The organism is Pseudomonas sp. M5, from assembly GCF_016907075.1.
Taxonomy (GTDB): domain Bacteria; phylum Pseudomonadota; class Gammaproteobacteria; order Pseudomonadales; family Pseudomonadaceae; genus Aquipseudomonas; species Aquipseudomonas putida_E.
Genome location: NZ_JAFBBH010000001.1, coordinates 1,770,264 through 1,796,828, shown reverse-complemented (window position 1 = coordinate 1,796,828; position 26,565 = coordinate 1,770,264). Strand labels below are relative to the sequence as shown.

Annotated in this window: 21 protein-coding genes; 14 read left to right on the top strand and 7 right to left on the bottom strand. The window is 61.4% G+C overall.

Features of this window, described 5'->3' with window-relative positions; genetic code table 11:
* Nucleotide 1 precedes the first annotated feature (1 nt).
* From sdhA to JOE27_RS08180, 9 genes are all read left to right on the top strand, one after another.
* Nucleotides 2-1,774, top strand: coding sequence for a succinate dehydrogenase flavoprotein subunit (gene sdhA / locus JOE27_RS08220; RefSeq protein ID WP_012315349.1), 1,773 nt, complete (start codon nucleotides 2-4; stop codon nucleotides 1,772-1,774).
* A gap of 11 nt (nucleotides 1,775-1,785) precedes the next feature.
* Entirely contained in the window at nucleotides 1,786-2,490 is a 705-nt protein-coding gene (locus tag JOE27_RS08215; RefSeq protein WP_012315348.1) for a succinate dehydrogenase iron-sulfur subunit, read from the top strand.
* A 246-nt stretch (nucleotides 2,491-2,736) separates the two neighbouring features.
* Complete coding sequence (locus JOE27_RS08210; protein WP_012315347.1) at nucleotides 2,737-5,568, top strand: 2-oxoglutarate dehydrogenase E1 component; 2,832 nt, start codon at nucleotides 2,737-2,739, stop codon at nucleotides 5,566-5,568.
* Between the two features lie 42 nt (nucleotides 5,569-5,610).
* On the top strand, nucleotides 5,611-6,828 hold the full coding sequence (odhB, locus tag JOE27_RS08205) for a 2-oxoglutarate dehydrogenase complex dihydrolipoyllysine-residue succinyltransferase (RefSeq protein ID WP_039602468.1): 1,218 nt from the start codon (nucleotides 5,611-5,613) through the stop codon (nucleotides 6,826-6,828).
* A gap of 96 nt (nucleotides 6,829-6,924) precedes the next feature.
* On the top strand, nucleotides 6,925-8,361 hold the full coding sequence (lpdA, locus tag JOE27_RS08200; RefSeq protein WP_039602469.1) for a dihydrolipoyl dehydrogenase: 1,437 nt from the start codon (nucleotides 6,925-6,927) through the stop codon (nucleotides 8,359-8,361).
* 172 nt (nucleotides 8,362-8,533) lie between these two features.
* Nucleotides 8,534-9,700, top strand: coding sequence for an ADP-forming succinate--CoA ligase subunit beta (gene sucC, locus JOE27_RS08195; RefSeq protein ID WP_011534748.1), 1,167 nt, complete (start codon nucleotides 8,534-8,536; stop codon nucleotides 9,698-9,700).
* Nucleotides 9,700-10,584 carry a succinate--CoA ligase subunit alpha gene (gene sucD / locus JOE27_RS08190; protein ID WP_003254203.1) on the top strand — a complete coding sequence of 295 codons (885 nt, stop codon included), beginning with the start codon at nucleotides 9,700-9,702 and terminating at the stop codon, nucleotides 10,582-10,584. Before sucC ends, sucD begins: the two co-directional genes overlap by 1 nt.
* Before the next feature lie 392 nt (nucleotides 10,585-10,976).
* Nucleotides 10,977-12,290, top strand: coding sequence for a branched-chain amino acid transport system II carrier protein (gene brnQ, locus JOE27_RS08185; protein WP_046785248.1), 1,314 nt, complete (start codon nucleotides 10,977-10,979; stop codon nucleotides 12,288-12,290).
* Nucleotides 12,291-12,470: 180 nt separating this feature from the next.
* Nucleotides 12,471-13,220: a DUF599 family protein gene (locus JOE27_RS08180; RefSeq protein ID WP_115274281.1), complete on the top strand. Its 750-nt coding sequence runs from the start codon at nucleotides 12,471-12,473 to the stop codon at nucleotides 13,218-13,220.
* Between the two features lie 67 nt (nucleotides 13,221-13,287).
* Here JOE27_RS08180 and JOE27_RS08175 read toward each other — a convergent pair whose 3' ends face one another.
* On the bottom strand, nucleotides 13,288-13,557 hold the full coding sequence (locus tag JOE27_RS08175) for a hypothetical protein (protein ID WP_012315342.1): 270 nt from the start codon (nucleotides 13,555-13,557) through the stop codon (nucleotides 13,288-13,290).
* A 165-nt stretch (nucleotides 13,558-13,722) separates the two neighbouring features.
* On the opposite strand from JOE27_RS08175, the gene JOE27_RS08170 reads away from it, so the two are divergent.
* The 4 genes from JOE27_RS08170 (at nucleotide 13,723) to JOE27_RS08155 (ending at nucleotide 17,442) form a co-directional block, all read left to right on the top strand.
* On the top strand, nucleotides 13,723-14,199 hold the full coding sequence (locus JOE27_RS08170) for a PaaI family thioesterase (protein WP_174142476.1): 477 nt from the start codon (nucleotides 13,723-13,725) through the stop codon (nucleotides 14,197-14,199).
* Nucleotides 14,196-14,678 (top strand): PaaI family thioesterase, encoded by a 483-nt coding sequence (locus tag JOE27_RS08165; RefSeq protein WP_115274283.1) that lies wholly within the window; start codon nucleotides 14,196-14,198, stop codon nucleotides 14,676-14,678. Before JOE27_RS08170 ends, JOE27_RS08165 begins: the two co-directional genes overlap by 4 nt.
* Nucleotides 14,679-14,747: 69 nt before the next feature.
* Complete coding sequence (gene htpG / locus JOE27_RS08160; RefSeq protein ID WP_046785421.1) at nucleotides 14,748-16,652, top strand: molecular chaperone HtpG; 1,905 nt, start codon at nucleotides 14,748-14,750, stop codon at nucleotides 16,650-16,652.
* A 64-nt stretch (nucleotides 16,653-16,716) separates the two neighbouring features.
* Nucleotides 16,717-17,442: a dienelactone hydrolase family protein gene (locus JOE27_RS08155; protein WP_046785244.1), complete on the top strand. Its 726-nt coding sequence runs from the start codon at nucleotides 16,717-16,719 to the stop codon at nucleotides 17,440-17,442.
* 128 nt (nucleotides 17,443-17,570) lie between these two features.
* Here JOE27_RS08155 and JOE27_RS08150 read toward each other — a convergent pair whose 3' ends face one another.
* Nucleotides 17,571-18,434, bottom strand: a complete 864-nt coding sequence (locus JOE27_RS08150) for a pirin family protein (RefSeq protein WP_046785243.1) — start codon at nucleotides 18,432-18,434, stop codon at nucleotides 17,571-17,573.
* Nucleotides 18,435-18,548: 114 nt separating this feature from the next.
* Here JOE27_RS08150 and JOE27_RS08145 point away from each other — a divergent pair, with 114 nt between their 5' ends.
* The gene (locus tag JOE27_RS08145; RefSeq protein WP_174142477.1) at nucleotides 18,549-19,553 is read left to right on the top strand and encodes an amidohydrolase family protein; all 1,005 of its coding nucleotides are present in this window, start codon (nucleotides 18,549-18,551) and stop codon (nucleotides 19,551-19,553) included.
* A gap of 89 nt (nucleotides 19,554-19,642) precedes the next feature.
* On the opposite strand, the gene fabB is transcribed toward JOE27_RS08145, so the two are convergent.
* The 5 genes from fabB to JOE27_RS08120 all read right to left on the bottom strand — a co-directional run bounded on the left by fabB (nucleotide 19,643) and on the right by JOE27_RS08120 (nucleotide 26,557).
* On the bottom strand, nucleotides 19,643-20,863 hold the full coding sequence (gene fabB, locus JOE27_RS08140; RefSeq protein ID WP_012315335.1) for a beta-ketoacyl-ACP synthase I: 1,221 nt from the start codon (nucleotides 20,861-20,863) through the stop codon (nucleotides 19,643-19,645).
* A gap of 11 nt (nucleotides 20,864-20,874) precedes the next feature.
* The gene (fabA, locus tag JOE27_RS08135) at nucleotides 20,875-21,390 is read right to left on the bottom strand and encodes a 3-hydroxyacyl-[acyl-carrier-protein] dehydratase FabA (protein WP_012315334.1); all 516 of its coding nucleotides are present in this window, start codon (nucleotides 21,388-21,390) and stop codon (nucleotides 20,875-20,877) included.
* Between the two features lie 201 nt (nucleotides 21,391-21,591).
* A complete protein-coding gene (locus tag JOE27_RS08130; RefSeq protein WP_046785241.1) occupies nucleotides 21,592-23,523 on the bottom strand; it encodes an ATP-binding protein in 1,932 nt (643 codons plus the stop codon).
* The gene (locus JOE27_RS08125) at nucleotides 23,520-24,410 is read right to left on the bottom strand and encodes an ABC transporter substrate-binding protein (protein WP_115274287.1); all 891 of its coding nucleotides are present in this window, start codon (nucleotides 24,408-24,410) and stop codon (nucleotides 23,520-23,522) included. The genes JOE27_RS08130 and JOE27_RS08125 overlap by 4 nt, the downstream gene beginning before the upstream one ends.
* A complete protein-coding gene (locus JOE27_RS08120) occupies nucleotides 24,410-26,557 on the bottom strand; it encodes a TonB-dependent receptor (RefSeq protein ID WP_174142478.1) in 2,148 nt (715 codons plus the stop codon). Before JOE27_RS08120 ends, JOE27_RS08125 begins: the two co-directional genes overlap by 1 nt.
* Nucleotides 26,558-26,565 lie beyond the last annotated feature (8 nt).

Sequence of the window (26,565 nt, the reverse complement as noted above, 5' to 3'; positions counted from 1 at the left end):
CATGGCTAGCATTCCAACCATTTCCTTCGACGCCATCATCATCGGTGGCGGCGGCGCCGGCATGCGCGCAGCGCTGCAGCTGGCCCAGGGCGGTCACAAGACTGCCGTGGTCACCAAGGTCTTCCCGACCCGTTCGCACACTGTTTCCGCCCAGGGCGGCATCACCTGCGCCATCGCTTCGGCCGACCCGAACGACGACTGGCGCTGGCACATGTACGATACCGTCAAAGGTTCCGACTACATCGGTGACCAGGACGCTATCGAATACATGTGTCAGGAAGGCCCTGCTGCGGTCTTCGAACTGGACCACATGGGCCTGCCGTTCTCGCGTACCGAAACCGGCCGCATCTATCAGCGTCCGTTCGGCGGCCAGTCCAAGGACTTCGGCAAGGGTGGCCAGGCTGCACGTACCTGTGCTGCTTCCGACCGTACCGGCCACGCCTTGCTGCACACCCTCTATCAGGGCAACCTGAAAGCGGGCACCACCTTCCTGAACGAGTACTACGCTGTCGATCTGGTGAAAAACCAGGACGGCGCGTTCGTGGGTGTGATCGCGATCTGCATCGAAACCGGCGAAACCCTGTACATCAAGTCCAAGGCCACCGTATTGGCCACTGGCGGTGCGGGCCGTATCTACGCCTCGACCACCAATGCCCTGATCAACACTGGTGACGGTGTCGGCATGGCCCTGCGTGCCGGCGTGCCGGTGCAGGACATCGAAATGTGGCAGTTCCACCCGACTGGCATCGCCGGCGCTGGTGTACTGGTCACCGAGGGTTGCCGCGGTGAGGGTGGCTACCTGATCAACGCCCACGGCGAGCGTTTCATGGAGCGTTATGCTCCGAACGCCAAAGACCTGGCCGGCCGCGACGTGGTCGCCCGTTCCATGGTCAAAGAGATCATCGCTGGCAACGGCGTGGGCCCGAACAAGGACCACGTACTGCTGAAGCTGGACCACCTGGGCGAGGAAGTGCTGCACAGCCGCCTGCCAGGCATCTGCGAACTGTCCAAGACCTTCGCTCACGTCGACCCGGTTGTAGCGCCGGTGCCGGTCGTGCCGACCTGCCACTACATGATGGGTGGTGTTGCCACCAACATCCATGGCCAGGCCATCACCATGGACGCCGAAGGCAAGGATCACATCATTCCGGGCTTGTTCGCCGTGGGTGAAGTGGCGTGCGTATCGGTTCACGGTGCCAACCGCCTGGGCGGTAACTCGCTGCTCGACCTGGTCGTATTCGGCCGCGCCGCCGGCCTGCACCTGGAGAAGGCGCTGAGCGAAGGCGTCGAGTACCGCGATGCCAGCGATACCGATGTCGACGTCGCCCTGAACCGCCTGAACAAGCTCAACGAGCGTACCACTGGCGAAGACGTCGCAAGCCTCAAGCGTGAGCTGCAAAGCTGCATGCAGAACTACTTCGGTGTATTCCGTACTGGCGAATACATGCAGAAGGGTATCGAGCAGCTGGCTGGTCTGCGTGACCGCATCGCCAACGTGAAGATCAACGACAAGTCCCAGGCCTTCAACACCGCGCGTATCGAAGCGCTGGAGCTGCAGAACCTGTTGGAAGTCGCCGAAGCTACCGCCATCGCGGCCGAAGCCCGTAAAGAGTCCCGCGGCGCTCACGCCCGTGAAGACTTCGAAGACCGTGACGACGAAAACTGGCTGTGCCACACCCTGTACTACCCGGGTGAGAAGCGCGTGGCCAAGCGTGGCGTCAACTTTGCGCCGAAGACTGTTCCAGCCTTCGAACCAAAAGTCCGGACTTATTGAGGGTGACTGCTATGTTGAAAGTCGAAGTTTATCGCTACAACCCGGATACCGACTCGGCGCCCAAGATGGAGTCGTTCGACGTCGATACCGGCGGCAAGGACCTGATGGTGCTGGACGTGCTGGCGCTGATCAAGGAGAAGGACGAGGGCTTCTCGTACCGTCGCTCCTGCCGTGAAGGCGTTTGCGGTTCCGATGGCATGAACATGAACGGCAAGAACGGCCTGGCCTGCATCACGCCGCTGTCCGGCGTGGTCAAGGGCAACAAGCTGGTTCTGCGCCCGCTGCCTGGCCTGCCGGTCATTCGTGACCTGGTCGTCGATATGAGCATCTTCTACAAGCAGTACGAGAAGGTGAAGCCATTCCTGCAGAACGACACGCCGGCCCCGGCCATCGAGCGTCTGCAGTCGCCGGAAGATCGCGACAAGCTGGACGGTCTGTACGAGTGCATCCTGTGCGCTTGCTGCTCGACTTCCTGCCCATCGTTCTGGTGGAACCCGGACAAGTTCCTGGGCCCCGCCGCCTTGCTGCAGGCCTATCGCTTCCTGGCCGACAGCCGTGACACCAAGACCCAGGAGCGCCTGGCGTCCCTGGATGACCCGTTCAGCGTCTTCCGCTGCCGCGGGATCATGAACTGCGTCAACGTTTGCCCGAAGGGTCTGAACCCGACCAAGGCAATCGGCCACGTACGTAACATGCTGCTGCAAAGCGGCACCTGATTCAAAGCGTTGTAACTGCAGTAAGCCGAGGTGCGGGTGGTGAACCCGCACTGAGGTAAAACCTGAGCAAGGGCCCAAAAAGCCCGCGCTCGATACCTATGAAGATATGAGACCAGCAGGGGCTTTCCGGGCTGGTACCCGGAAAATCAGCAGGATCCAAGTGGCGTGGTTCAGTCGCTGTGTTCGGACTTTTCCAGGTTTGCTGTGGCTCTCGCCGATCAGTCCCCTAACCGAGGGTGACCAAGCATGCAAGAAAGCGTGATGCAGCGCATGTGGGAAAGCGCCCACCTTTCAGGTGGTAACGCTGCATATGTGGAAGAGCTCTACGAACTCTACCTGCACGACCCTAACGCTGTGCCAGAAGAGTGGCGCACTTACTTCCAGAAGTTGCCCGCCGACGGCAGCACCGCTACCGATGTATCGCACTCGACAATCCGCGACCATTTCGTACTGCTGGCAAAGAACCAGCGCCGCGCCCAACCGGTATCTGCCGGGAGCGTGAGCAGTGAACACGAGAAGAAGCAGGTTGAAGTTCTGCGACTGATCCAGGCCTATCGTATGCGCGGCCATCAGGCTGCCAAGCTCGACCCCTTGGGGTTGTGGCAGCGCCCTGCGCCCGTAGACCTGTCGATCAATCACTACGGCTTGACCAATGCCGATCTTGATACGACCTTCCGTGCCGGCGACCTGTACATCGGCAAAGAGGAAGCGAGCCTACGCGAGATCGTCGAGGCGCTCCAGAAGACATATTGTCGCACCATTGGCGCCGAGTTCACCCATATCGTCGATTCCGAGCAGCGCAGCTGGTTCCAGCAGCGCCTGGAAAGCGTGCGCGGCCGCCCGGACTTCTCCGCCGACGTGCAGGCCCACCTGCTCGAGCGCGTGACGGCCGGTGAAGGTCTCGAGAAGTACCTGGGCACCAAGTACCCGGGCACCAAGCGTTTCGGCCTTGAGGGTGGCGAAAGCCTGATCCCGATGCTGGACGAAATGATCCAGCGTTCCGGCTCCTACGGTACCAAGGAAGTCGTGATTGGCATGGCCCACCGCGGCCGTCTGAACGTGCTGGTCAACACCTTCGGCAAGAACCCGCGCGAGCTGTTCGACGAGTTCGAAGGCAAGAAGATGAACGAGCTGGGCTCCGGTGACGTGAAGTATCACCAGGGCTTCTCCTCGAACGTGATGACCACCGGTGGTGAAGTTCACCTGGCCATGGCGTTCAACCCGTCCCACCTGGAAATCGTCTCCCCCGTGGTCGAAGGTTCGGTGCGCGCCCGTCAGGACCGCCGCAACGATACCGCCGGTGACAAGGTGCTGCCGATCTCGATCCACGGTGACGCTGCCTTCGCAGGCCAGGGCGTGGTCATGGAAACCTTCCAGATGTCGCAGACCCGCGGTTTCAAGACCGGCGGCACCGTGCACATCGTGATCAACAACCAGGTCGGTTTCACCATCAGCAACCCGCTGGACTCGCGTTCCACCGAGTACGCCACCGACGTTGCCAAGATGATCCAGGCGCCGATCCTGCACGTGAACGGCGATGACCCGGAAGCTGTGCTGTTCGTGACCCAGCTGGCCATCGATTACCGCATGCAGTTCAAGCGTGACGTGGTCATCGACCTGGTCTGCTACCGTCGTCGCGGCCACAACGAGGCCGACGAGCCCAACGGTACCCAGCCGCTGATGTATCAGCAGATCAGCAAGCAGCGCACCACCCGTGAGCTGTACGCCGAGGCGCTGATCCAGGCCGGTCGCATCGATGCCGAGCGCGCCCAGGCCAAGATCGACGAGTACCGCAATGCCCTGGACAACGGTCTGCACGTGGTCAAGAGCCTGGTCAAGGAGCCGAACCGCGAGCTGTTCGTCGACTGGCGTCCGTACCTGGGCCACGCCTGGACTGCGCGTCACGACACCCGTTTCGACCTCAAGACCCTGCAGGACCTGTCGGCCAAGCTGCTCGAGCTGCCAGAAGGCTTCGTCGTCCAGCGTCAGGTGTCGAAGATCTACGAAGACCGTCAGAAGATGCAGGCCGGTGGCTTGCCGATCAACTGGGGTTACGCAGAGACCATGGCCTACGCCACCCTGCAGTTCGAAGGTCACCCGATCCGCATGACCGGCCAGGACATCGGCCGTGGCACCTTCTCGCACCGCCACGCGGTGCTGCACAACCAGAAGGACGCCAGCACCTACGTGCCGCTGCAGAACCTGTTCCCGGGCCAGCCGCGCTTCGACCTTTACGACTCCTTCCTGTCGGAAGAAGCGGTACTGGCCTTCGAATACGGTTACTCGACCACCACGCCGAATGCGCTGGTGATCTGGGAAGCTCAGTTCGGCGACTTCGCCAACGGTGCGCAGGTGGTGATCGACCAGTTCATCACCAGCGGTGAGCACAAGTGGGGCCGCCTGTGCGGTCTGACCATGCTGCTGCCTCACGGTTACGAAGGGCAGGGCCCGGAGCACTCCTCCGCGCGTCTGGAGCGTTACCTGCAGCTGTGCGCCGAGCACAACATCCAGGTTTGCGTACCGACCACCCCGGCACAGATCTACCACCTGCTGCGTCGTCAGGTCATCCGTCCGCTGCGCAAGCCGCTGATCGTGCTGACGCCCAAGTCGCTGCTGCGCCACAAGCTGGCCGTCTCGACCCTGGAGGACCTTGCAGAAGGTTCGTTCCAGACCGTGATCCCGGAAATCGACACCCTGGATCCTGCCAAGGTCGAACGCCTGGTGCTGTGTGGTGGCAAGGTCTATTACGACCTGCTGGAAAAACGCCGTGCCGAAGGCCGCGAAGACATCGCAATCGTGCGTATCGAGCAACTGTACCCGTTCCCGGAAGACGACCTGGTCGACATCCTGGCGCCGTACACCAACCTCAAGCATGCCGTCTGGTGTCAGGAAGAGCCGATGAACCAGGGCGCCTGGTACAGCAGCCAGCACCACATGCGCCGTATCCTGGGCCGCCACAACAAGGCGCTGGTCCTGGAATACGCCGGCCGCGACGCTTCCGCCGCGCCAGCCTGTGGTTACGCTTCGAAGCACGCCGAACAGCAGGAAAAACTGCTGCAAGACGCCTTCACTGTCTAACGCCTTCGCGCACCTGAAACCGAATTTAAGGAAACACTGATAATGGCTATCGAGATCAAAGCCCCAACCTTCCCGGAATCGGTTGCCGATGGCACCGTTGCCACCTGGCACAAGAAGCCGGGCGAAGCCGTCAAGCGTGACGAGCTGATCGTCGACATCGAGACCGACAAGGTCGTCCTGGAAGTACTGGCTACCGCCGATGGCGTGATGGGCGACATCGTCAAGGGCGAGGGCGATACCGTCCTGTCCGACGAAGTGCTGGGTTCGATCGTGGAAGGTGGTGCTGCTGCCGCCGCGCCTGCTGCCGCTCCGGCCGCCGCTGCTCCGGCAGCCGTTGCCGCCGATGCCGGCGAAGACGACCCGGTTGCCGCTCCGGCCGCGCGCAAGCTGGCTGAAGAGAACGGCATCGACCTGGCTACCGTTGCCGGTACCGGCAAAGGTGGCCGCGTCACCAAGGAAGACGTGGTTGCTGCAGTTGCCAACAAGAAGTCCGCGCCTGCCGCTGCTCCGGCTGCCAAGCCTGCCGCTGCCGCCCCGGTTGTGGCCGCTGCTGGCGATCGCACCGAGAAGCGTGTGCCGATGACCCGCCTGCGTGCCAAGATCGCCGAGCGTCTGGTTGAAGCCCAGTCCAACATGGCGATGCTGACCACCTTCAACGAAGTCGACATGACCGAAGTCATGGCCCTGCGTTCGAAGTACAAGGACCTGTTCGAGAAGACCCATAACGGCGTGCGCCTGGGCTTCATGTCGTTCTTCGTCAAGGCCGCTACCGAAGCGCTGAAGCGTTTCCCTGCTGTCAACGCCTCGATCGACGGCAACGACATCGTCTACCACGGTTTTGCCGACGTCGGCGTTGCCGTCTCCAGCGACCGTGGCCTGGTGGTGCCAGTACTGCGCAACGCCGAATCGATGAGCCTGGCTGAAATCGAGAACGGCATCGCCACCTTCGGCAAGAAGGCCCGTGACGGCAAGCTGTCGATCGAAGAAATGACCGGCGGCACTTTCACCATCACCAACGGTGGTACCTTCGGCTCGATGATGTCGACCCCGATCGTCAACCCGCCGCAGGCCGCCATCCTCGGCATGCACAACATCATCCAGCGTCCGATGGCCATCAATGGCCAAGTGGTAATCCGCCCGATGATGTACCTGGCGCTGTCGTACGATCACCGCCTGATCGACGGCAAGGAAGCGGTAACCTTCCTGGTCACCATCAAGAACCTGCTGGAAGATCCGTCCCGCCTGCTGCTGGACATCTAATCGCGCAGCTGTAAGCTGCAAGCCGCAAGCTTCAAGCCGAAGCCTGCTGGACTTGCGGCTTGCAGCTTGCCGCTTGAAGCTAAAAAGGAATCTTTTATGACCCAGAAATTCGACGTAGTGGTGATTGGTGCAGGTCCTGGCGGTTATGTGGCTGCCATCAAGGCTGCCCAACTTGGTCTGAAGACTGCCTGTATCGAGAAGTACACCGACGCCGAGGGCAAGCTGGCCCTGGGTGGCACCTGCCTGAACGTAGGTTGCATTCCGTCCAAGGCGCTGCTGGACAGCTCCTGGAAGTACAAGGAAGCCAAAGAGAGCTTCAACGTCCACGGCATCTCCACTGGCGAAGTGAAGATGGACGTGGCCGCGATGGTTGGTCGCAAGGCTGGCATCGTCAAGAACCTGACCGGTGGCGTTGCCACCCTGTTCAAGGCCAATGGCGTCACTTCGATCCAGGGCCACGGCAAACTGCTGGCTGGCAAGAAAGTCGAAGTCACCAAGGCTGATGGCACCACCGAAATCATCGAAGCCGAGAACGTGATCCTGGCCTCCGGCTCGCGTCCGATCGACATTCCGCCGGCTCCGGTCGACCAGAACGTCATCGTCGACTCCACCGGCGCCCTGGAATTCCAATCGGTTCCCAAGCGTCTGGGCGTGATCGGTGCTGGCGTGATCGGCCTGGAGCTGGGCTCGGTGTGGGCTCGCCTGGGTGCTGAAGTCACCGTCCTGGAAGCCCTGGACACCTTCCTGATGGCTGCTGACACCGCAGTGTCGAAAGAAGCCCAGAAGACCCTGACCAAGCAAGGCCTGGACATCAAGCTGGGCGCTCGCGTCACCGGCTCGAAAGTCAACGGCAACGAAGTCGAAGTGACCTACACCAACGCCGAAGGCGAGCAGAAGATCACCTTCGACAAGCTGATCGTCGCGGTCGGCCGTCGCCCGGTGACCACCGACCTGTTGGCCTCCGACAGCGGCGTGAACATCGACGAGCGTGGCTACATCTTCGTTGACGACCACTGCGCTACCAGCGTACCGGGCGTCTATGCCATCGGCGACGTTGTCCGCGGCATGATGCTGGCGCACAAGGCCTCGGAAGAGGGCATCATGGTCGTCGAGCGCATCAAGGGCCACAAGGCCCAGATGAACTACGACCTGATCCCTTCGGTTATCTACACCCACCCGGAAATCGCGTGGGTCGGCAAGACCGAACAAGCCTTGAAGGCCGAGGGTGTTGAGGTTAACGTAGGCACCTTCCCGTTCGCGGCCAGCGGCCGTGCGATGGCGGCCAACGACACCGGTGGTTTCGTCAAGGTCATCGCTGATGCCAAGACCGACCGCGTACTGGGTGTACACGTGATTGGCCCGTCGGCTGCCGAGCTGGTTCAGCAGGGCGCAATCGCAATGGAATTCGGCACCAGTGCCGAGGATCTGGGCATGATGGTCTTCAGCCATCCAACCCTGTCCGAAGCGTTGCATGAAGCAGCGCTGGCAGTGAATGGCGGCGCCATTCACGTGGCCAACCGTAAGAAGCGTTAATTATAAGAAACCACGGCGGGCTGCCCGTCGTGAGTCTTGCGTGCATGACTCACCGCGGAACGTCCGCCGGACCGGATCACACGGGAAAACCCGGGGTCAACGGTCACAGGTGGTGCGGCGCCAGTAATGGCGCAGCGCCGAAGCGCAGTACCTAACGAAGACGGTAAAAAGCATGAATCTTCACGAGTATCAGGGTAAGCAGCTGTTCGCTGAGTACGGCCTGCCAGTTTCCAAGGGTTTCGCTGTCGATACCCCTGAGCAAGCTGCAGAAGCCTGCGACAAGATCGGCGGTTCCGAGTGGGTTGTCAAAGCCCAGGTCCACGCTGGTGGTCGCGGTAAAGCGGGCGGCGTCAAGCTGGTTCGCAGCAAGGAAGACGCCAAGGCGTTCGCTGCACAGTGGTTGGGCAAGAATCTGGTTACCTACCAGACTGATGCCAACGGTCAACCCGTCTCCAAGATTCTGGTCGAATCCTGCACTGACATCGCCAAAGAGCTGTACCTGGGCGCTGTAGTGGATCGTTCGAGCCGCCGTATCGTGTTCATGGCGTCCACCGAAGGTGGCGTGGACATCGAGAAAGTCGCTCACGAAACGCCTGAGAAGATCCTCAAGGCTACCATCGACCCGCTGGTCGGCGCTCAGCCGTTCCAGGGTCGTGAACTGGCATTCCAGCTGGGCCTGGAAGGCAAGCAGGTTCAACAGTTCGCCAAGATCTTCGTTGGCCTGGCCAAGCTGTTCAAGGATCACGATCTGGCCCTGCTGGAAGTGAACCCGCTGGTGATCAAGGCCGACGGCGACCTGCACTGCCTCGATGCCAAGATCAACATCGACGCCAACGCCATGTACCGTCAGCCCAAGCTGAAGACCTTCCACGACCCGTCGCAGGACGACGCTCGTGAAGCCCACGCTGCCAAGTTCGAACTGAACTACGTTGCCCTGGAAGGCAACATCGGCTGCATGGTCAACGGTGCCGGCCTGGCCATGGGTACCATGGACATCGTCAACCTGCACGGCGGCAAGCCAGCCAACTTCCTCGACGTAGGCGGCGGTGCTACCAAAGAGCGCGTTACCGAAGCGTTCAAGATCATTCTGTCCGACAGCAATGTCGCGGCCGTACTGGTCAACATCTTCGGCGGCATCGTTCGCTGCGACATGATTGCCGAAGGCATCATCGGTGCAGTGAAAGAAGTCGGCGTCAAGGTTCCGGTCGTCGTTCGCCTTGAAGGCAACAACGCCGAACTGGGCGCAAAAGTACTGGCAGAAAGCGGTTTGAACATCATTGCGGCAACCAGCCTGACCGACGCTGCTCAACAAGTTGTCAAAGCTGCGGAGGGCAAGTAATGAGCGTCCTGATCAATAAAGACACCAAAGTCATCTGCCAGGGCTTCACCGGCTCGCAGGGTACTTTCCACTCCGAACAGGCCATTGCCTACGGCACCAAGATGGTCGGCGGCGTTACCCCGGGCAAGGGTGGCACCACCCACCTGGGCCTGCCGGTGTTCAACACCGTCAAGGAAGCCGTGGAAGCTACCGGCGCTGACGCTTCGGTGATCTACGTTCCGGCTCCGTTCTGCAAAGACTCGATCCTGGAAGCAGCCTTCGGCGGCATCAAGCTGATCGTCTGCATCACCGAAGGCATTCCTACCCTGGACATGCTGGATGCCAAGGTCAAGTGCGACGAGCTGGGCGTTACCCTGATTGGCCCTAACTGCCCAGGTGTCATCACTCCGGGCGAGTGCAAGATCGGCATCATGCCAGGCCACATCCACCTGCCAGGCAAGGTCGGTATCGTTTCGCGTTCCGGCACCCTGACCTACGAAGCGGTCAAGCAGACCACCGACGCCGGCTTTGGCCAGTCGACCTGCGTGGGCATCGGCGGCGACCCGATCCCAGGCTCGAACTTCATCGACATCCTGAAGCTGTTCCAGGAAGACCCGAAGACCGAAGCGATCGTCATGATCGGTGAGATCGGCGGTTCGGCTGAAGAAGAAGCCGCGGCCTACATCAAGGCCCACGTGACCAAGCCTGTCGTTTCCTACATCGCTGGTGTTACTGCACCTGCGGGCAAGCGCATGGGCCACGCTGGCGCCATCATTTCCGGCGGCAAGGGCACTGCGGACGAGAAGTTCGCGGCCCTGCAGGACGCTGGTGTGAAGACCGTGCGTTCCCTGGCTGACATCGGCAAGGCCCTGGCCGAGCTGACTGGCTGGGAAGCCAAGAAGTAAGTAACACAAAGTAATATGTAGTACCCCCACGCGCACAAAGGCCACCTTCGGGTGGCCTTTGTCGTTGTGCGGCTGTGAAGGCTGCGCCCCCACCTTCGGAAAGTTCGATCACCCTGATCAGGATTTTCAACCAGACATCCGCTCGAATCAGCAATAAATTGTCGTCGAACACGGTCAACCAGACGACAAACATGTACGCACATCGGACAAGCAGCACTGTGCCAGTGCGTTTGGCGGGTAAAACGGTTAATCTACGCGTTCACTTTGTGCCCGTACCCCAAAAGGGAACGACACGCTAAACGGGTCTGGCCTATCAAGCCGGGCAGCATTTCCCTCACTCAAGGGGAAATCCCTTCTCGAATCCCGATTTCAGCAGTGTGGTACTACCCTAAATGAAAGTTTTAAAAGGCCAGGATATCCTGGCGCTTGGCTTTATGACGTTTGCGCTTTTTGTGGGCGCTGGCAATATCATCTTCCCGCCCATCGTCGGTCTGCAGTCCGGGCCGCATGTGTGGATGGCCGCTCTGGGCTTCCTGGTAACGGCTGTGGGCCTGCCGGTCATCACCGTGGTCGCACTGGCCAAGGTCGGTGGTGGCATGGATGCGCTCAGCAGCCCGATCGGCAAGTTCTTCGGCGGCCTGTTGGCGGCGGTATGCTACCTGTCGGTCGGCCCGCTGTTCGCAACCCCGCGCACCGCGACCGTGTCGTTCGAAGTGGGTGTGGCACCGCTCACCGGTGAAAGCCCGTTGGCGTTGTTCCTCTACAGCCTGGTGTACTTCATCGTGGTACTGGCGGTGTCCATGTACCCGGGCAAGTTGCTCGATACCGTGGGCCGTTTCCTCGCGCCGCTGAAGATTATCGCCCTGGCGGTACTTGGCATCGCGGCGTTCGCGCTGCCGGCCGGCACCATTGGTGAAGCACAGCCTGCCTATGCAGCTGCGGCCTTCTCCAAAGGCTTTTCCGATGGCTACCTGACCATGGACACCCTGGGTGCGCTGGTCTTCGGTATCGTGATCGTCAATGCCATCCGTTCGCGGGGTGTCGAGTCGCCGAAGCTGATCACCCGCTATGCCATCATTGCCGGCCTGATTGCCGGTGTAGGCCTGGCGCTGGTCTACATCAGCCTGTTCCGCCTGGGAGCCAGCAGCCATGATATCGCGGCTGGAGCCACCAACGGTGCAGCGGTATTGCACGCCTACGTACAGCACACCTTCGGTTCGCTTGGCAGCGGTTTCCTGGCGGTACTGATCGCGCTGGCCTGCCTGGTGACTGCCGTAGGCCTGACTTGCGCATGCGCCGAGTACTTCAGCCAGATCCTGCCGCTGTCGTACCGTGCGCTGGTGGTGATCCTGGCGGGCTTCTCGCTGCTGATTTCCAACCTGGGCCTGACCAAGCTGATCATGTTCTCGATCCCGGTGCTGACCGCCATCTACCCACCGTGCATCGTGGTGGTAGGGCTGAGCTTCGTCAAAGACCTGTGGAATTCGCCAACACGTATCCTGGCGCCGGTCATGCTGGTGTCGCTGTTGTTCGGCATGGTTGACGCGATCAAGGGCAGCAGCATTGCCCACGTGCTGCCGGACTTCATGGCCCACCTGCCGCTGAGCGATCAGGGCCTGGCCTGGCTGGTGCCGTCGGTGGTGACACTGATGGCGGCTGTGGCGTGCGACCGCATGCTTGGCAAGCCGCGCGAAGCGCTGGCCTGATAGGTTGACGCCTGCCGTTGGCACCGGCCACAAGCCGTAGGGTGCCCGCGAAGGCCGATACACCAAACCCCGCATCCTCAAGGGTGCGGGGTTTTTTATTGCGCCGATGTGCCTTTGCGTGCTTGCAAGCGTCGAAATGCGGTCCCTATCCTTGTCTGCCCTGGCCTTCGGGAAAACTGCATGAATTTCATCCAAAGCAACCTTCACAACGTGTTGGCCCTCTGCTGGTTCGCCCTATGCTGGGGCGGCTATACCCGCTATGCCATCTGGAAGGGCCGCGACACTGCCTGCCTGGCTAGTGTGCTGCATCTGTACCGGGAAGACTGGATGCGCCGCATGCTGCTGCGCGACAACCGCATCGCCGATGCCAGTGTAATTGGCAATCTGGAGCGCAACGCGTCGTTCTTTGCCTCCAGTACCCTGATCATTCTGGCCGGCATCCTGACTGTTCTGGGGGCCTCTGACCGCGCCCTGTCGCTGCTGGCCGACCTGCCTCTGGTGCAGCAGGCCTCGCAAGGCATGTCGGAAATCAAGCTGCTTTGCCTGGCGATGGTTTTCGTCTATGCGTTCTTTACGTTCAGCTGGTGCATGCGCCAGTACAACTTCGCAGCAGTGCTGGTGGGGTCTGCGCCCATGATAGGCGAGCGGCTGGTCAGTGAGCTTGAGCGCAAGGCTTTCGCTTCACGGGCGGCGAGGGTGTTGTCGCTGGCGGCCAATCAGTTCAACTTTGGCTTGCGGTCTTATTACTTCGGCATGGCCATGCTCACCTGGTTCATCAGCCCGTGGTTGTTCATGGTCGTGAGTGTAGGAGTGGTATTGATCCTGTATCGCCGGGAGTTCCACTCCGATGTGCTGGAAGTGATGGTGTTCACGCCAACGGAAAGTGCGCCTACCGAGACCAGCAAGGAAGGCCTCGGTACAAACACATGAAACGTTTAACCTATAACTGGCAGGCACAAAAAAACCCGACAATGTCGGGTTTTTTTGTGCGTCGCGATTACTGCTTGGCAGGCTCAGCCGGTGCAGTAGCCGGAGTTGCCGGAGCGGCTTCTTCAGCAGCCTTCTGCTCGGCTTCAGCCTGATCTTTGGCAGCTTCGGCGTTTTCCTCGGCGGCGTCGTTCATTTTATCCTGAGCTTCGCCCATTTTTTCCTGGGCTTGCTCGGCATGTTCCTGTGCGTCTTGGGCTTTGTCTTCGCTCGCTTTATCGCAAGCAGCCAGGCCCATGGCAGCAGCCAGCATCAGAGCAAAAGCAAATGGTTTACGCATTGGGTGTTTCTCCTTGGTGGAATAAGTGACTTGTTCCTTCGAGTTCAGCCATGCGGCAATAGTTCCGTATCAGTTACAGATATATAACACCGCATCGCGGATAGACTTTTTATCACACTTATGCAGATGTCGCAGGCGCCAGTGGCTGTGAAGAGGAGTGTACCGATGACCGATTCAAGCTTGATGGCCATGGCCGAGCGTTTCTTGTCGGCACTGAAACATTGTCAAGTGTTGCAAATGCGCGTGGAGCATGCGGACGCCGATGGCATGACGCTGCTCTTGCCCTGGTCGCCAGCCATCGTTGGCAACCCGCAGACCGGCGCAGTGCATGGTGGTGCCCTGACCACGCTGATGGACACCACCTGCGGGATGGCCACCCTTTGCGTGCTGCCGAGCTTTGAAGTATGTCCAACGCTGGACCTTCGTATCGACTACATGCATCCGGCAGAGGCGGGAAAGCCCATCTATGGTCATGCCCAGTGCTATCGGGTCACCCGAGACGTGATTTTCACCCGTGGCATGGCCTATCAGGACGACCCCGCCCAGCCGATCTGCCAGGTTGTCGGTACCTTCATGCGCCTGGGGCAGGAGGTCAAGGGCGGCATCCGGTTCGGCAAGGGGCTGAAGGAGGGCGGGGCATGATTCCACAAGACGTACGTCGACAGCTCAACGCGGCGCATGCCGTGGGCGATTACCAGCCATTGCTGGCGTTGATACCCTACGCCAGCCTGATCGGCATCACCTGTGAGCGCCAGGGCGATGACCTGCTGTTCCGCTTGCCGGCCAGCCCGGACAACATCGGCAACCCGTTGCTGCCGGCCATTCATGGCGGTGTGATTGCTGGGTTCATGGAGCTTTCTGCCGCCTTGTATCTGCTGATCTACAGCGAGAGCGCCAGCATCCCCAAGATCATCGATTTTTCCATCGACTACCTGCGCGCCGGGCTCTTTCGCGACACTTACGCGCAGTGCCAGCTCTGGCGCCAAGGCCGGCGGGTGACCAATGTGGCGATCACCGCCTGGCAGGGCGATCGACAATCGCCGATCGCCACTGCCCGTGCGCATTTCAAGATTGAGCCCCAAAAGCCCTTGAAATCGTCGGGGCTGCCCCCATCTGCATGACATCCGCCATTAATGCATGCCGATTCGGCTGCCGGCGCCCACTGCCATCAGATCGGAGTTTTGAAGACCATGAGTGTGGAAACACAAAAGGAAACCCTGGGCTTCCAGACCGAGGTAAAGCAGCTGCTGCACCTCATGATTCACTCGCTGTACTCGAACAAGGAAATCTTCCTGCGTGAGCTGATTTCCAACGCTTCCGACGCCGCCGACAAGCTGCGTTTCGAAGCCCTGGCCAAGCCAGAGCTGTTCGAAAACGACGCCGACCTGAAAATCCGCCTGAGTTTCGACAAGGACGCCGGTACCGTGACCCTCGAGGACAACGGCATCGGCATGAGCCGCGAAGATGTGATCACTCACCTGGGTACCATCGCCAAGTCCGGCACGGCCGACTTCATGAAGAACCTCACCGGTGACCAGAAGAAGGATTCGCACCTGATCGGCCAGTTCGGTGTGGGCTTCTACTCTGCCTTCATCGTGGCCGACAAGGTCGACGTGTTCAGCCGTCGCGCCGGCCAGCCGGCTGCCGAGGGCGTGCACTGGTCGTCCAAGGGCGAGGGCGACTTCGAAGTTTCCACCGTCGAAAAACCACAGCGCGGTACCCGTATCGTCCTGCACCTGAAGAAGGACGAGCAGGAATTCGCCGATGGCTGGCGCCTGCGTAACGTGGTCAAGAAGTACTCCGATCATATTGCCCTGCCGATCCAGCTGCCCAAAGAGCAGGCGGCGGCCGAAGGTGAAGAGCAGCCGGCCGAAGAATGGGAAACCGTCAACCGCGCCAGTGCCCTGTGGACCCGCCCGCGTACCGAAATCAAGGACGAGGAATACCAGGAGTTCTACAAGCACATCGGCCATGATTTCGAAAACCCGCTGGCCTGGAGCCACAACAAGGTCGAAGGCAAGCTCGAATACAACTCGCTGCTGTACGTGCCGGCCCGCGCGCCGTTCGATCTGTACCAGCGTGAAGCGCCGCGCGGCTTGAAGCTGTATGTGCAGCGCGTGTTCATCATGGACCAGGCCGAGTCGTTCCTGCCGCTGTACCTGCGCTTCATCAAGGGTGTGGTCGACTCCAATGACCTGTCCCTGAACGTCTCCCGCGAGATCCTGCAAAAGGATCCGATCATCGATTCGATGAAAACTGCGCTGACCAAGCGTGTGCTGGACATGCTGGAGAAGCTGGCGAAGAACGAGCCTGAGCAGTACAAGGGCTTCTGGAAGAACTTTGGTCAGGTGCTGAAGGAAGGCCCGGCCGAAGACTTCGCCAACAAGGAGAAGATCGCCGGCTTGCTGCGCTTTGCCTCCACCCATGACGAGAGCGGCGAGCAGAGCGTCTCCCTGGCCGATTACCTGGCGCGCGCCAAGGAAGGCCAGGACAAGGTCTACTACCTCACCGGCGAGTCGTACGCGCAGGTCAAGAACAGCCCGCACCTGGAAGTCTTCCGCAAGAAGGGCATCGAAGTGCTGCTGCTGACCGATCGCATCGACGAGTGGCTGATGAGCTACCTCAACGAGTTCGACGGCAAGGCCTTCGTCGATGTCGCGCGTGGCGACCTGGACCTGGGCAAGCTGGACTCCGAAGAGGACAAGAAGGCCCAGGAAGAAGTCGCCAAGGAAAAAGAAGGCCTGGTCGAGCGCTTGAAATCTGCGCTGGGTGAGAGCGTCGCCGAAGTGCGTGTGTCGCACCGCCTGACCGATTCGCCGGCAATCCTGGCCATCGGTGAGCAGGACCTGGGCCTGCAGATGCGCCAGATCCTCGAAGCCAGCGGGCAGAAGGTGCCGGACTCCAAGCCGATCTTCGAATTCAACCCGACTCATCCGCTGATTGAAAAGCTGGACAACGAGCAGAGTGAAGACCGCTTTGCCGAACTGTCGCACATCCTCTTCGATCAGGCGGCCCTGGCGGCTGGTGACAGCTTGAAGGATCCGGCGGCGTACGTTCGTCGTCTGAACAAGCTGTTGGTCGAGCTGTCTGCTTGAGTTGATGCATCGATAAGCCCGCTTCGGCGGGCTTTTTTAATGGTGAATGCCCAAGGAGTGCTTGATGAGCAAGGTAATCGTCGAATCGCTGGTTTATCACCTGTCCGGCAAGGCCTATGAAAGCCGTCTGGTGTATGAGCCAGGTGCGCTGGGGCGACCGGGCCTGGTGATGGCGCCGAACTGGATGGGCATTGGCGAAGGTGCCGAGCGCATCGCCAAGGAAGTGGCCGAAAAAGGCTATGTGGTGCTGATTGCCGACCTGTACGGGCAATCGGTGCGTCCGTCCAATGCTGACGAAGCCGGGGCGGCGATGATGCCGTTGAAGAATGACCGTGGCGAATTGCGCAAGCGCATGAAGGAGGCGTTGGCGCAGCTGCTGGCACAGTCGAAGGCGTTACTGGAGCCTGGCAAGGTAGCAACCTTCGGCTTCTGCTTTGGCGGCTGCTGCGCCCTGGAGCTGGCCCGTACCGGTGCAGACCTGAAGGCTGCGGTGTCGTTCCATGGCACGCTGGATACCCCGACCCCTGAAGATGCCAAGCACATCAAGGGCTCGGTGTTGGTGCTGCACGGCGCATCCGACCCGCTGGTGCCGAGGGAGCAGCTGCCGGCCTTCGAGGAAGAGATGAATGCGGCCAAGGTGGATTGGCAGCTGCTGAGCTATGGCGGCGCGGTGCACTCGTTCACCGACCCGAATGCCAATGTGCCGGGCAAGATGCAGTATGACCGCAGGACCTCGGAGCGGGCGTTCCGCTCAATGCACAATTTGCTCACTGAAGTATTCCAGCGCTGACGGTGCAGTGGGGCTGCTACGCAGCCCATCGCTGGCAAGCCAGCTCCCACTTGAGGTGTTGCCCCCGAGAGCGGCGCGGTCCCGGTGGGAGCCGGCTTGCCGGCGATGGGCCGCAAAGCGGCCCCACTTTAACGCGGTAGCTCGATCCGCGAAGTCTCCCCCGGCACCACCGGCCAATCGCCGGCAGCCCATTTCGCCCGGGCGTGTTCGATCAGTTGCGGATCACTGGCCACGAAATTCCAGTTCATCCGCCGTGGCCCATCCAGTGGCTCGCCGCCGATCAATACCAGCTGGCATTCACCCTCGGCATACAAGGCAATCTCTTCGCCCTCAGGCAGCACCACCAAGCTGCACGCCTCGACTTCCTCATCATTCATCATCAGCTCGCCGTCGAGCAGATACAGCGCCCGTTGCGCATGCTCATCAGGTACCACCAGCGTGGTCGCCGATTGCATCTGCACATGCGCGTAAAGGGTAGGGGAGAGGACTGGCACCGGCGATTCCAGGCAGAAACCGCTACCTGCAATCATGCAGATGCGTACCCCCAGGTTATCGCTCACTGGCAGGCTGGCCGCGGCGTGATGGCTATAGCTCGGTGCGCCTTGCTCGAGCGCGCGGGGCGACGCCAGCCACACCTGCAGCCCATGCAGGCGCGAACCGTGTGCCAACGCATCGACCGGGGTGCGTTCGACATGCGCCACGCCGCTGCCGGCCGTCATCCAGCTCACATCGCCAGGCAACACGCGCTGATTCGAGCCCAGGCTGTCCTTGTGCAGGATCGCCCCTTCGAACAGGTAGGTCAGCGTCGACAGGCCGATATGCGGGTGCTGGCGAATATCCATGCCGTGGCCCGGCGCATAGTCGGTCTCGAGCATGTGGTCGAAGAACACGAACGGGCCGACGCTGCGGCACTGCGCCGACGGTAGTGGGCGCAGGATCGGTTGGCCCTCGACCGACTCGGCGCGCGGGCGGATCACCAATGGGCTGCTCATGCTGTGCTCCAGGCGGCGGGAAATAGCACCAGCATAGCGGTTTGCCGTGCATGGCTGAACCGCTGGCTTGGCCGCCAGGTCTACTCTGTTCATACACAGAGAAGGATGCTGCCCATGATCGCCAGAGCGCTGGCCTGCCTGCTGTTGAGCGCAACGTTGTGCCAGGCGGCACAGGCGCGTGATTACCGCTACAGTGACGCCCACCTGCACTATGTGGACTTCTTTCAAGAGACCGAGGGTATGGCTGCCCTGATCAAGGCCATGGATCAAGCGGGTGTCGAGCACTCGATGATTTCTGGCATTCCGGTGGCCAAGAAATGGCACGAGGATGAGCCCAAGCGGCCGCGCTATTACGCCGGTGACGATGCCGACGCCTACTGGTACAGCGCCACCGATACCTACGTGGCGGCGGCGCTGCAGAAGCTGCCGGCCGAGCAGCGCAAGCGCTTTCATCCTTTCCTGACCGGTTTCAATCCGGTAGACAAGAATGCGGTCAGCCATATCGAGCGCATGCTCGATCTCTACCCTGGCCTCTGGCAGGGCATAGGTGAAGTATTTACCCGGCACGACGACCTTACTGCGCTGACCAGCGGTGATACGCCGCGCGCCAACAACGAGGCCATGACCCGTATCTATCACCTGGCAGCCGAACGCGACATGCCGGTACTGCTGCATTCGAACATCACCTCCAAGCGTGAGCGCAACCCGCTTTACCTGGCCGAGATCGAGGAACCGCTGCGCAATCATCCGCATACCCGGTTCATCTGGGCGCACGCGGGCACGAGCATGGAGATTCATCGGCATCAGACGCAGATGGACTTTCTATTGCCGGTGCTGACGCGCCTGCTCAACGACTACCCGAACCTTTACATCGACTTGTCGTGGACTGTGCTCGAGCCCTACCTGCTGGATGACAAGGGTGTGCCGCGCAAGGAGTGGCTGGCGCTGGTCGAGCGCTTCGCGCAGCGGTTCATGCTTGGGTCTGACGTGGTGGGCAAGTTTGGCAGCGTGGGGGAGCAGATGCACAGCTTCAAGCCGTTTCTGGATGCCTTGCCGGAAGGGGTGGCGAAGCAGGTGGCGCGGGACAACTTCCTGGCGGTCTTGCCCAAGGCTCGCTGACGGTCTGCCCGAACGCTACGCGGCACAGGCAAACACAAAAGAAAACGCCCCGAACCAGTCGGGGCGTTTTCATTTACCGCATCAAGGCATTACTTGCCAGTCCAGCGCTTGAGCACCAGGGTGGCGTTGGTGCCGCCAAAGCCGAAGCTGTTGCTCATGACCGTATCGATCTTGGCGTTTTCTTCGGTTTTGCGCAGGATCGGCAGGTCAGCGACTTCCGGGTCCAGCTCGTCGATGTTGGCGGAGCCGGCGATGAAGTTGTTCTCCATCATCAGCAGGCAGTAGATCGCCTCGTGGACGCCGGCAGCACCCAGCGAGTGGCCCGACAGGCTCTTGGTCGAGCTGATCTTCGGTGCCTTGTCGCCGAACACGGCGCGAACACCTTTGATTTCGGCAACGTCGCCGACCGGAGTCGAGGTGCCGTGGGTGTTCAGGTAGTCGATCGGGGTGTCGACAGTGGCCAGTGCCTGCTGCATGCAGCGAATGGCACCTTCGCCGCTTGGGGCAACCATGTCGTAGCCGTCGGACGTCGCGCCGTAGCCGACGATTTCGGCGTAGATCTTGGCGCCACGGGCGAGGGCGTGTTCCAGTTCCTCGACCACGACCATGCCGCCACCGCCAGCGATGACGAAGCCATCACGGTCGGCGTCGTAAGCGCGCGAAGCCAGTTCCGGAGTATCGTTGCGCTTGGTCGACAAGGCGCCCATGGCATCGAACAGGAACGACTGGCTCCAGTGCTCTTCTTCACCGCCACCGGCGAAGACGATGTCCTGCTTGCCCCACTGGATCTGCTCCAGGGCGGTGCCGATGCAGTGTGCCGAGGTGGCACAGGCCGACGAGATCGAGTAGTTCAGGCCCTTGATCTTGAACGGGGTGGCCAGGCACGCCGAAACGGTGCTGCCCATGGTGCGGGTGACGCGGTAGGGGCCGACACGCTTGACGCCTTTCTCGCGCAGGGTGTCCAGCGCTTCCATCTGGTTCAGGGTCGAGGCGCCGCCGGAGCCAGCCACCAGGCCGGTACGCGGGTTGGAAACCTGCTCTTCGGTCAGGCCGGCGTCCTTGATCGCGTCCTGCATCGCCAGGTAGGCATACGCCGCAGCGTGGCCGACGAAGCGGTAGACCTTGCGGTCGATCAGTTCTTCGAGGTTGAGGTCGATGGAGCCGGAAACCTGGCTACGCAGCCCCTGTTCCTTGTATTCCGGGTTATAACGGATACCCGGACGGCTGTTGCGCAGGTTTTCGGTGACGGTAGCTTTGTCATTGCCCAGGCACGATACGATGCCCAGACCAGTGATAACGACGCGGCGCATGCGAATAACCCTTAGAAATTGTCAGTGGAGGTGAACACGCCGACCCGCAGGGCTTCGGCAGTGTAGATCTCGCGGCCGTCAACGCTGACCGAGCCATCGGCGATGGCCATGTTCAGCTTGCCCTTCAGGACGCGCTTGATGTGAATGTTGTAGGTGACTTTCTTGGCGGTAGGCAATACCTGGCCAAAGAATTTCACTTCACCCGAGCCCAGGGCGCGGCCACGGCCAGGCAGGCCCTGCCAGCCCAGGAAGAAGCCAACCAGCTGCCACATGGCGTCAAGGCCCAGGCAGCCCGGCATTACCGGGTCGCCTTCGAAGTGGCAGGCGAAGAACCACAGGTCCGGGGTGATATCCAGCTCGGCGACCAATTCACCTTTGCCGTACTTGCCGCCTTCTTCGCTGATATGGGTGATGCGATCGACCATCAGCATGTTCGGCGCGGGCAGTTGCGCATTACCTGGGCCGAACAGCTCACCGCGACTGCAGCGCAGCAGGTCTTCCCGAGTAAAGGCGTGTTGTTTGGTCATGCGAGCTCCTCAATAACCCCCTGTGGCAGGGGATGAATCTTCCCGGCCAACCCGGCATCAGTCCGGGCGGCAGCCTACAGGTAGACTATTGCGTTGTGGTGAAAGTCACAGCGCACCTGGCGAAAGAAGTACAGGTGTGCACTGAAACGTCTATTTTCAGGGCCGATGAAGGTCCTGTCCAGTCCTTAAGACTGCCGCACTTTAGCATTTATCGCCAGTCGCGGCTGTCCGGCCGGGTAACCAGCGTTGCAACACCTGCTGCAGGTCAGTGCGGCGCAACGGTTTGCTCAGGTAATCGTCCATGCCGGCGGCCATGCAACGTTCCCGGTCACCCTGCAGGGCGTTGGCGGTCAAGGCGATGATCGGCAACTGGCCGCCGTTGGGCAGCAGGCGTATGCGTCGGGTGGCTTCATAACCATCGACCTGCGGCAGGCGGCAGTCCATCAGGATCGCAGCAAAGTGCTGCTGGCTGACCTTTTCCACGGCCTGGATGCCGTCATGGGCCACGCTGACTTCCAGCCCCAAGCTGCGCAACATGGCTTCGATGACGCTCTGATTGACCGGGTTGTCCTCCACCAGCAGGATCCGTTCGCCTTTGGCGAGCGGTGTGTGAGCCGCCAGCGCGCCGGGCAATGTCGCAGGCGCAGGGCTCGCCAGGGCTAGCGGCATTTCCAGGGTGAAGGTCGAACCCAGCCCTTCGTGGCTTTCGCCACGCAGCTTGCCGCCCATGCGTTCAGCAAGGGTGCGAGCGATGGACAGCCCCAGGCCAGTACCGCCATAGCGCCGGGAAATCGAGCTGTCGGCCTGCTGGAAGGCGACGAACATCATTTCCAGGCGTTCGCTGTCGATGCCGATGCCTGTGTCGCGCACGCTGCACGTGAACCACAGCGTCTGACGATCGAGCGCCTGCCAACGCGCTTCGACCTGCACCTGGCCGCGTTCAGTGAACTTCAGGGCATTGCCGACCAGGTTGAGGAGGATCTGGCGGATGCGCGTCGGGTCGCCCACCACCTGCAGCCGCTCGCTCTGGGCCGGTAATTGCAGTTGCAGATCCAGGCCCCGTTGCTGTGCGCTGTGCTGGAAGGACTGCACGCTGCTGGCGATCAGCTCGCCGAGATTGAAGTCGATATGCTCCAGTTGCAGCGTGGTGCGTTCGATCCGTGAGAAATCGAGAATGTCGTTGATCACCTTGAGCAAGTGCCCGGTGGATTCGCTGGCCACAGCCGTGTACTCGGCCTGCTCGCTGGTCAACTGGGTGGTTTCGAGCAGCTGCAGCATGCCCAGCACGCCATTCATGGGGGTGCGCAGCTCGTGGCTCATCATCGCGAGGAATTCCGACTTGGCGCCGTTGGCCTGCTCGGCCTCCTCGCGGGCCTGGATCAACTGGGCAATGGCCTGTTTCTGTTCGGCGCTGGCCTGTTCCAGTGCGCTGGCCAGGTTGTTGATGTGGCGTGCCAGGTGGCCCAGCTCGCTGTCGTCGACCACCGGCAGCGGGGTGTTGTAGTCACCTTGCTGGATGGCCTTGACCGCATGGCCCATGTCGCTGATCGGCTTTGCGAGGCTCATGGCCAGGCGCCGTGCGAGCAGGAAGGTGAACAACAGCGCGAACAGCGCCAGGATGCCAGCCTTGATAACGATCTCCTGTTGGCGCTGGCTGAAGGCGTCGTCCGACATGCCGACGATCACCCGCCCCAGATAATCGTCCCCGATCGCCGGCGACGGCGCTTTGCCCTGCTGCAGGAAGTCGTTGTCCAGGCGTATTTGCTGAAGCCGGATCGGCGCCTGGAACACCTCCACGCGTTGTGCCCGGTTAGCGCTCTCGTCTGACTGCTCGACGTACACCAGGATGTGGTTGCGGCTGTCCTGCACTTCCAGAAAGCGCACGTGGGGGATGCTCAGGGTGGCGCGCATCAGGCCTTCGAGCACTTCGTTGTTACCCGAGATCACACCGTACTCGGACGCTGGAGCCAACTGATTGGCGATCAGCTGACCGGTATGGTTGAGCTCCTGGCGCAAGTCCTGGATGCGCACGAAGGTGAAGAAGCTGATCAGCAGCAATGTCAGCAGCAGCGCAGGGCCCAGGCTTATGATCTGCGTACGGGTGTGGATATCCCAGCTCAGGCGTCTAGTCATGGGGTGGGTTCTCCTTCAGCCAAAACCTTGGCAGTGGCGTTCGGATCGATCGGTTCAAGGCCCAGGGCGCGAGCCACCTGCTGGTTGCCGCTGACCCCGAAACGTGCGGGGTAGAGGCTGCGCGGCCATTGCGCTGGCGGGCGGTCGAGCAGTTGGTCGAGCACCGCCAGCCAGTCCTCCTGGTCGCTGTAGGTACTGGCCAGGGCACCGGCGCGGACAAAGCCGGCGTTCGGGCCGATCAGCGCCATCTGCCGGCCGTAGGTGCTGAGCAGCAGGTTCTTGGCGGTCTTGGAGTTGTAAAGGTCGGGGTCTTCCAGGCCCAGTAGCACGTCGCTATTGCCCAACAGATCCAGCAGCGGCCGGCTGTCGCGCGGGTCCGGCCATTGCTGGGCGACGATTTCCAGCCCCAGTGGCCGGGCTGCCTGGCGTAGTTCATCAAGCAGAAAATGGCTGTGTTCTGCGTACAGCACGCCGATGCGTTGGGCCTGCGGCAACAGGTAGCGGGCCAGGCGCAACTGGCGGGCCAGGGGCGGGTCACTCCACAGCAGCGTCAGGTACGCCGGTCGCGACTTTCCCAGGCGCTGCTCGGCCTGCACGCGGCTGATGCGCATGGCCAGGGCCGCCGGCCCTTTGCTTTCGGCCAGGCGCCACTCCAGTGCGGCGCTGTCAAGCAGCACCAGGCGCAGGTCGGCCTTGAGCTTGCCTGGGCGCGGCAGTTCGGCGACGGTCTGAAACCGTACCTGATCTTGGTTGCGGCGGCTTTCGAGGGCCGCGACAAAGCTACGGATGCCGGGCTGTTCCTCGCCACCGACCAACAGGATTTCGCTGGCGGACAGCGAGCCTAATGGCCAAAGGCAGAACACCAGCAGGCGCAGCAGGCGGGCCATCAGAACTCCAGCTCCGCGCTGACGCTCAGGCGGTGACGGCTGTCATAGCGGTTCTGGAGGGTGGTGGTCGGCTCGTCGTCCAGGCGCTGCTGCCACAACGCAGCCAGCTCAAGGGTGCTGCCCTCGATCCGAAAGCGTTTGGCCAGACGCAGGTCGAGGCGCTCGTAGCGATACTGGTTAAGGGCATCGTCGCCGTAGTAGAACAGCGCACTGGACCAGCCATCACCCCATTCGCGCATCCAGCCCGCCGAGCCGCTGTTGCGGGCGGTGTTGGCGCTGTCGGCGGGGTTGCTGGCCCAGGCATCGACATAGGCATATGTGAAACGCAGGCGGTCGCGCCGGGTAGGGCGCCAGTCCAGCTGTGCCTCGCTGCCGCTGAATCGGGCCTTGTTGGCGTTACTGGCGATGTACTGGTTGTTCCTCAGGGGCTCGCTGATCATTCCGGTGATCTCGTCGTAGAACAGTTTCACATCCATGTTCAGGTCGATAGCAGTGAACTGGCCGTTGTAGCCCAGCTCGCGTGAACGCATGCGTTCCTGGTCGAGGTCGCCCGGGCCGCGGGTCTTGACGAAATACTCGCCGTTCTGCTGGCCGAACGCAGTAGGGGTCAGGTTCTTGACCGTGTAGCTCCAGTTGACGTTGTTTTCGAACATGTCCGGCGAGCGCACTGCCTCGGAGTACACCGCACGCAAGCCGTGGCGCGGGGTGATCAGGTAGTTGACTGCCATGCGCGGGGAAAGCGAGCTGCCGGACAGTTGCGAGTCTTCGAACATCGCGCCGCCCTGCAGGATCCAATGATCGTCCGCGCGCCACTCCAACTGGCCGAAGAGGCGCCAGGTCTGATCGTCCAGGCCGCCGTCGAAATACGTCTGTGAGTCGGCGCGGTCATAACGGTAGTTCATGCCGCTGAGCAGGCGCAGGTTGTCGGTCAGGCTCAGGGTATCCTGGATTTCCAGGTCGTAGCGGGTTTCACGGGTGCTCTGGTCGACATCGCCGCACACCACGTTGCTGCCGCCCTGGTTGTTCCACTGGTCCTTGATGGCATCGACCAGCGCCTGCTCTTCGGGGTTGCTGCTGTTGGGCGGGTTGTTGGCGCCGCGGGCGACCTGCTCGGCAAAATTCGGGTTGAGCTGCCACAGCCGGGTCAGTTCCGGGCTGAACGACAGCGCTGCGTCGCAGGCGCGCCAGACCTGCTGGCGGTCGAAGTGCTGGGCCGAGCCCTGCACGTACAGGCTGTGGTCAGGGTTGAAGTCGATGTTCCAGCGCACGGAGCCTGCGTAGTCCTTGGCGTTGACGTCGGCGTTGTTGCCGCTTTCGGTGACGAAGGGGAATACGGGCTGGTAGGTATAGGGCCGCTGGTTGCTGCCCTCTTTGGCTGCCAGTTGCCATTCCAGGGTCTGATTTGTCGCGAGGCTATGGCTGACGCTGAGGTTGAAGCGGTTCAGGCGGCGGCTGTCGCGGTAATCCTGGCCAAACTGGTTTTCATCGAAGCCGTCATCTTTCTGGCCCGACACCGACAGGCGCAGATCACCGCCGTCCCAGCCGAAGCCGTGGCTGAGGTAGTAGTCATCGATGCCATCCTGGCCGCGGGTCAGCTTCATGCGCGTGCCATGGCTGTCCGCCGGATTGCGGGTGAGAATGTTGACCACCGCCATCAGTGCATTGGCGCCGTAGCTGACGGTGTTGGGGCCGCGGAATACCTCGATGCGTTCGATGTCCTCCAGCGCCACCGGGATGTCGCTCCAGTCCACCGTGGCCAGGCCCGCACGGTACACCGAGCGGCCGTCGATCAGCACCTGCATGCGCCGGGCTTCGTTGACGTTGGTGCCGTGGTAATTGACGGTTGGCTGGTTGCCGGCGCCGTAGCCGATCATCATCCCCGGCACCAGGCGCAGCAGTTCGGGGATGTCGCGGGCGCCGCTGGCACGGATCAGTTCGCTGTCGAGCACGGTCATGCTGCCCGGCACGGCGGCCGGGGATTGTTTCAGCCGCGTGGCGGTCAGAACCTGTGGCAGGTCGGCGTTGTCGATGAACAGGTCGTCGGCCACGGCCGGGCTGCCGAGCAAGGCAGTCAGCAGCAACAGGCGAGGGTAGGGAGGCGTGCCATGGAACACGATACGGCCTTGTATCAGAGTTGAAACAGGCATGTTAACTG

Bases quoted from the DNA above. Each gene is read 5' to 3' on its own strand.
- fabA (WP_012315334.1), bottom strand. From the start codon at position 21,390: ATGACCAAACAACACGCCTTTACTCGGGAAGACCTGCTGCGCTGCAGT.
- JOE27_RS08120 (WP_174142478.1), bottom strand. From the start codon at position 26,557: ATGCCTGTTTCAACTCTGATACAAGGCCGTATCGTGTTCCATGGCACG.
- JOE27_RS08150 (WP_046785243.1), bottom strand. From the start codon at position 18,434: ATGAGCAGCCCATTGGTGATCCGCCCGCGCGCCGAGTCGGTCGAGGGC.
- odhB (WP_039602468.1), top strand. From the start codon at position 5,611: ATGGCTATCGAGATCAAAGCCCCAACCTTCCCGGAATCGGTTGCCGAT.
- lpdA (WP_039602469.1), top strand. From the start codon at position 6,925: ATGACCCAGAAATTCGACGTAGTGGTGATTGGTGCAGGTCCTGGCGGT.
- JOE27_RS08155 (WP_046785244.1), top strand. From the start codon at position 16,717: ATGAGCAAGGTAATCGTCGAATCGCTGGTTTATCACCTGTCCGGCAAG.
- JOE27_RS08180 (WP_115274281.1), top strand. From the start codon at position 12,471: ATGAATTTCATCCAAAGCAACCTTCACAACGTGTTGGCCCTCTGCTGG.
- sucC (WP_011534748.1), top strand. From the start codon at position 8,534: ATGAATCTTCACGAGTATCAGGGTAAGCAGCTGTTCGCTGAGTACGGC.
- JOE27_RS08130 (WP_046785241.1), bottom strand. From the start codon at position 23,523: ATGACTAGACGCCTGAGCTGGGATATCCACACCCGTACGCAGATCATA.
- JOE27_RS08165 (WP_115274283.1), top strand. From the start codon at position 14,196: ATGATTCCACAAGACGTACGTCGACAGCTCAACGCGGCGCATGCCGTG.
- htpG (WP_046785421.1), top strand. From the start codon at position 14,748: ATGAGTGTGGAAACACAAAAGGAAACCCTGGGCTTCCAGACCGAGGTA.
- JOE27_RS08215 (WP_012315348.1), top strand. From the start codon at position 1,786: ATGTTGAAAGTCGAAGTTTATCGCTACAACCCGGATACCGACTCGGCG.
- JOE27_RS08170 (WP_174142476.1), top strand. From the start codon at position 13,723: ATGACCGATTCAAGCTTGATGGCCATGGCCGAGCGTTTCTTGTCGGCA.
- JOE27_RS08210 (WP_012315347.1), top strand. From the start codon at position 2,737: ATGCAAGAAAGCGTGATGCAGCGCATGTGGGAAAGCGCCCACCTTTCA.
- fabB (WP_012315335.1), bottom strand. From the start codon at position 20,863: ATGCGCCGCGTCGTTATCACTGGTCTGGGCATCGTATCGTGCCTGGGC.
- JOE27_RS08125 (WP_115274287.1), bottom strand. From the start codon at position 24,410: ATGGCCCGCCTGCTGCGCCTGCTGGTGTTCTGCCTTTGGCCATTAGGC.
- JOE27_RS08145 (WP_174142477.1), top strand. From the start codon at position 18,549: ATGATCGCCAGAGCGCTGGCCTGCCTGCTGTTGAGCGCAACGTTGTGC.
- brnQ (WP_046785248.1), top strand. From the start codon at position 10,977: ATGAAAGTTTTAAAAGGCCAGGATATCCTGGCGCTTGGCTTTATGACG.
- sdhA (WP_012315349.1), top strand. From the start codon at position 2: ATGGCTAGCATTCCAACCATTTCCTTCGACGCCATCATCATCGGTGGC.
- sucD (WP_003254203.1), top strand. From the start codon at position 9,700: ATGAGCGTCCTGATCAATAAAGACACCAAAGTCATCTGCCAGGGCTTC.
- JOE27_RS08175 (WP_012315342.1), bottom strand. From the start codon at position 13,557: ATGCGTAAACCATTTGCTTTTGCTCTGATGCTGGCTGCTGCCATGGGC.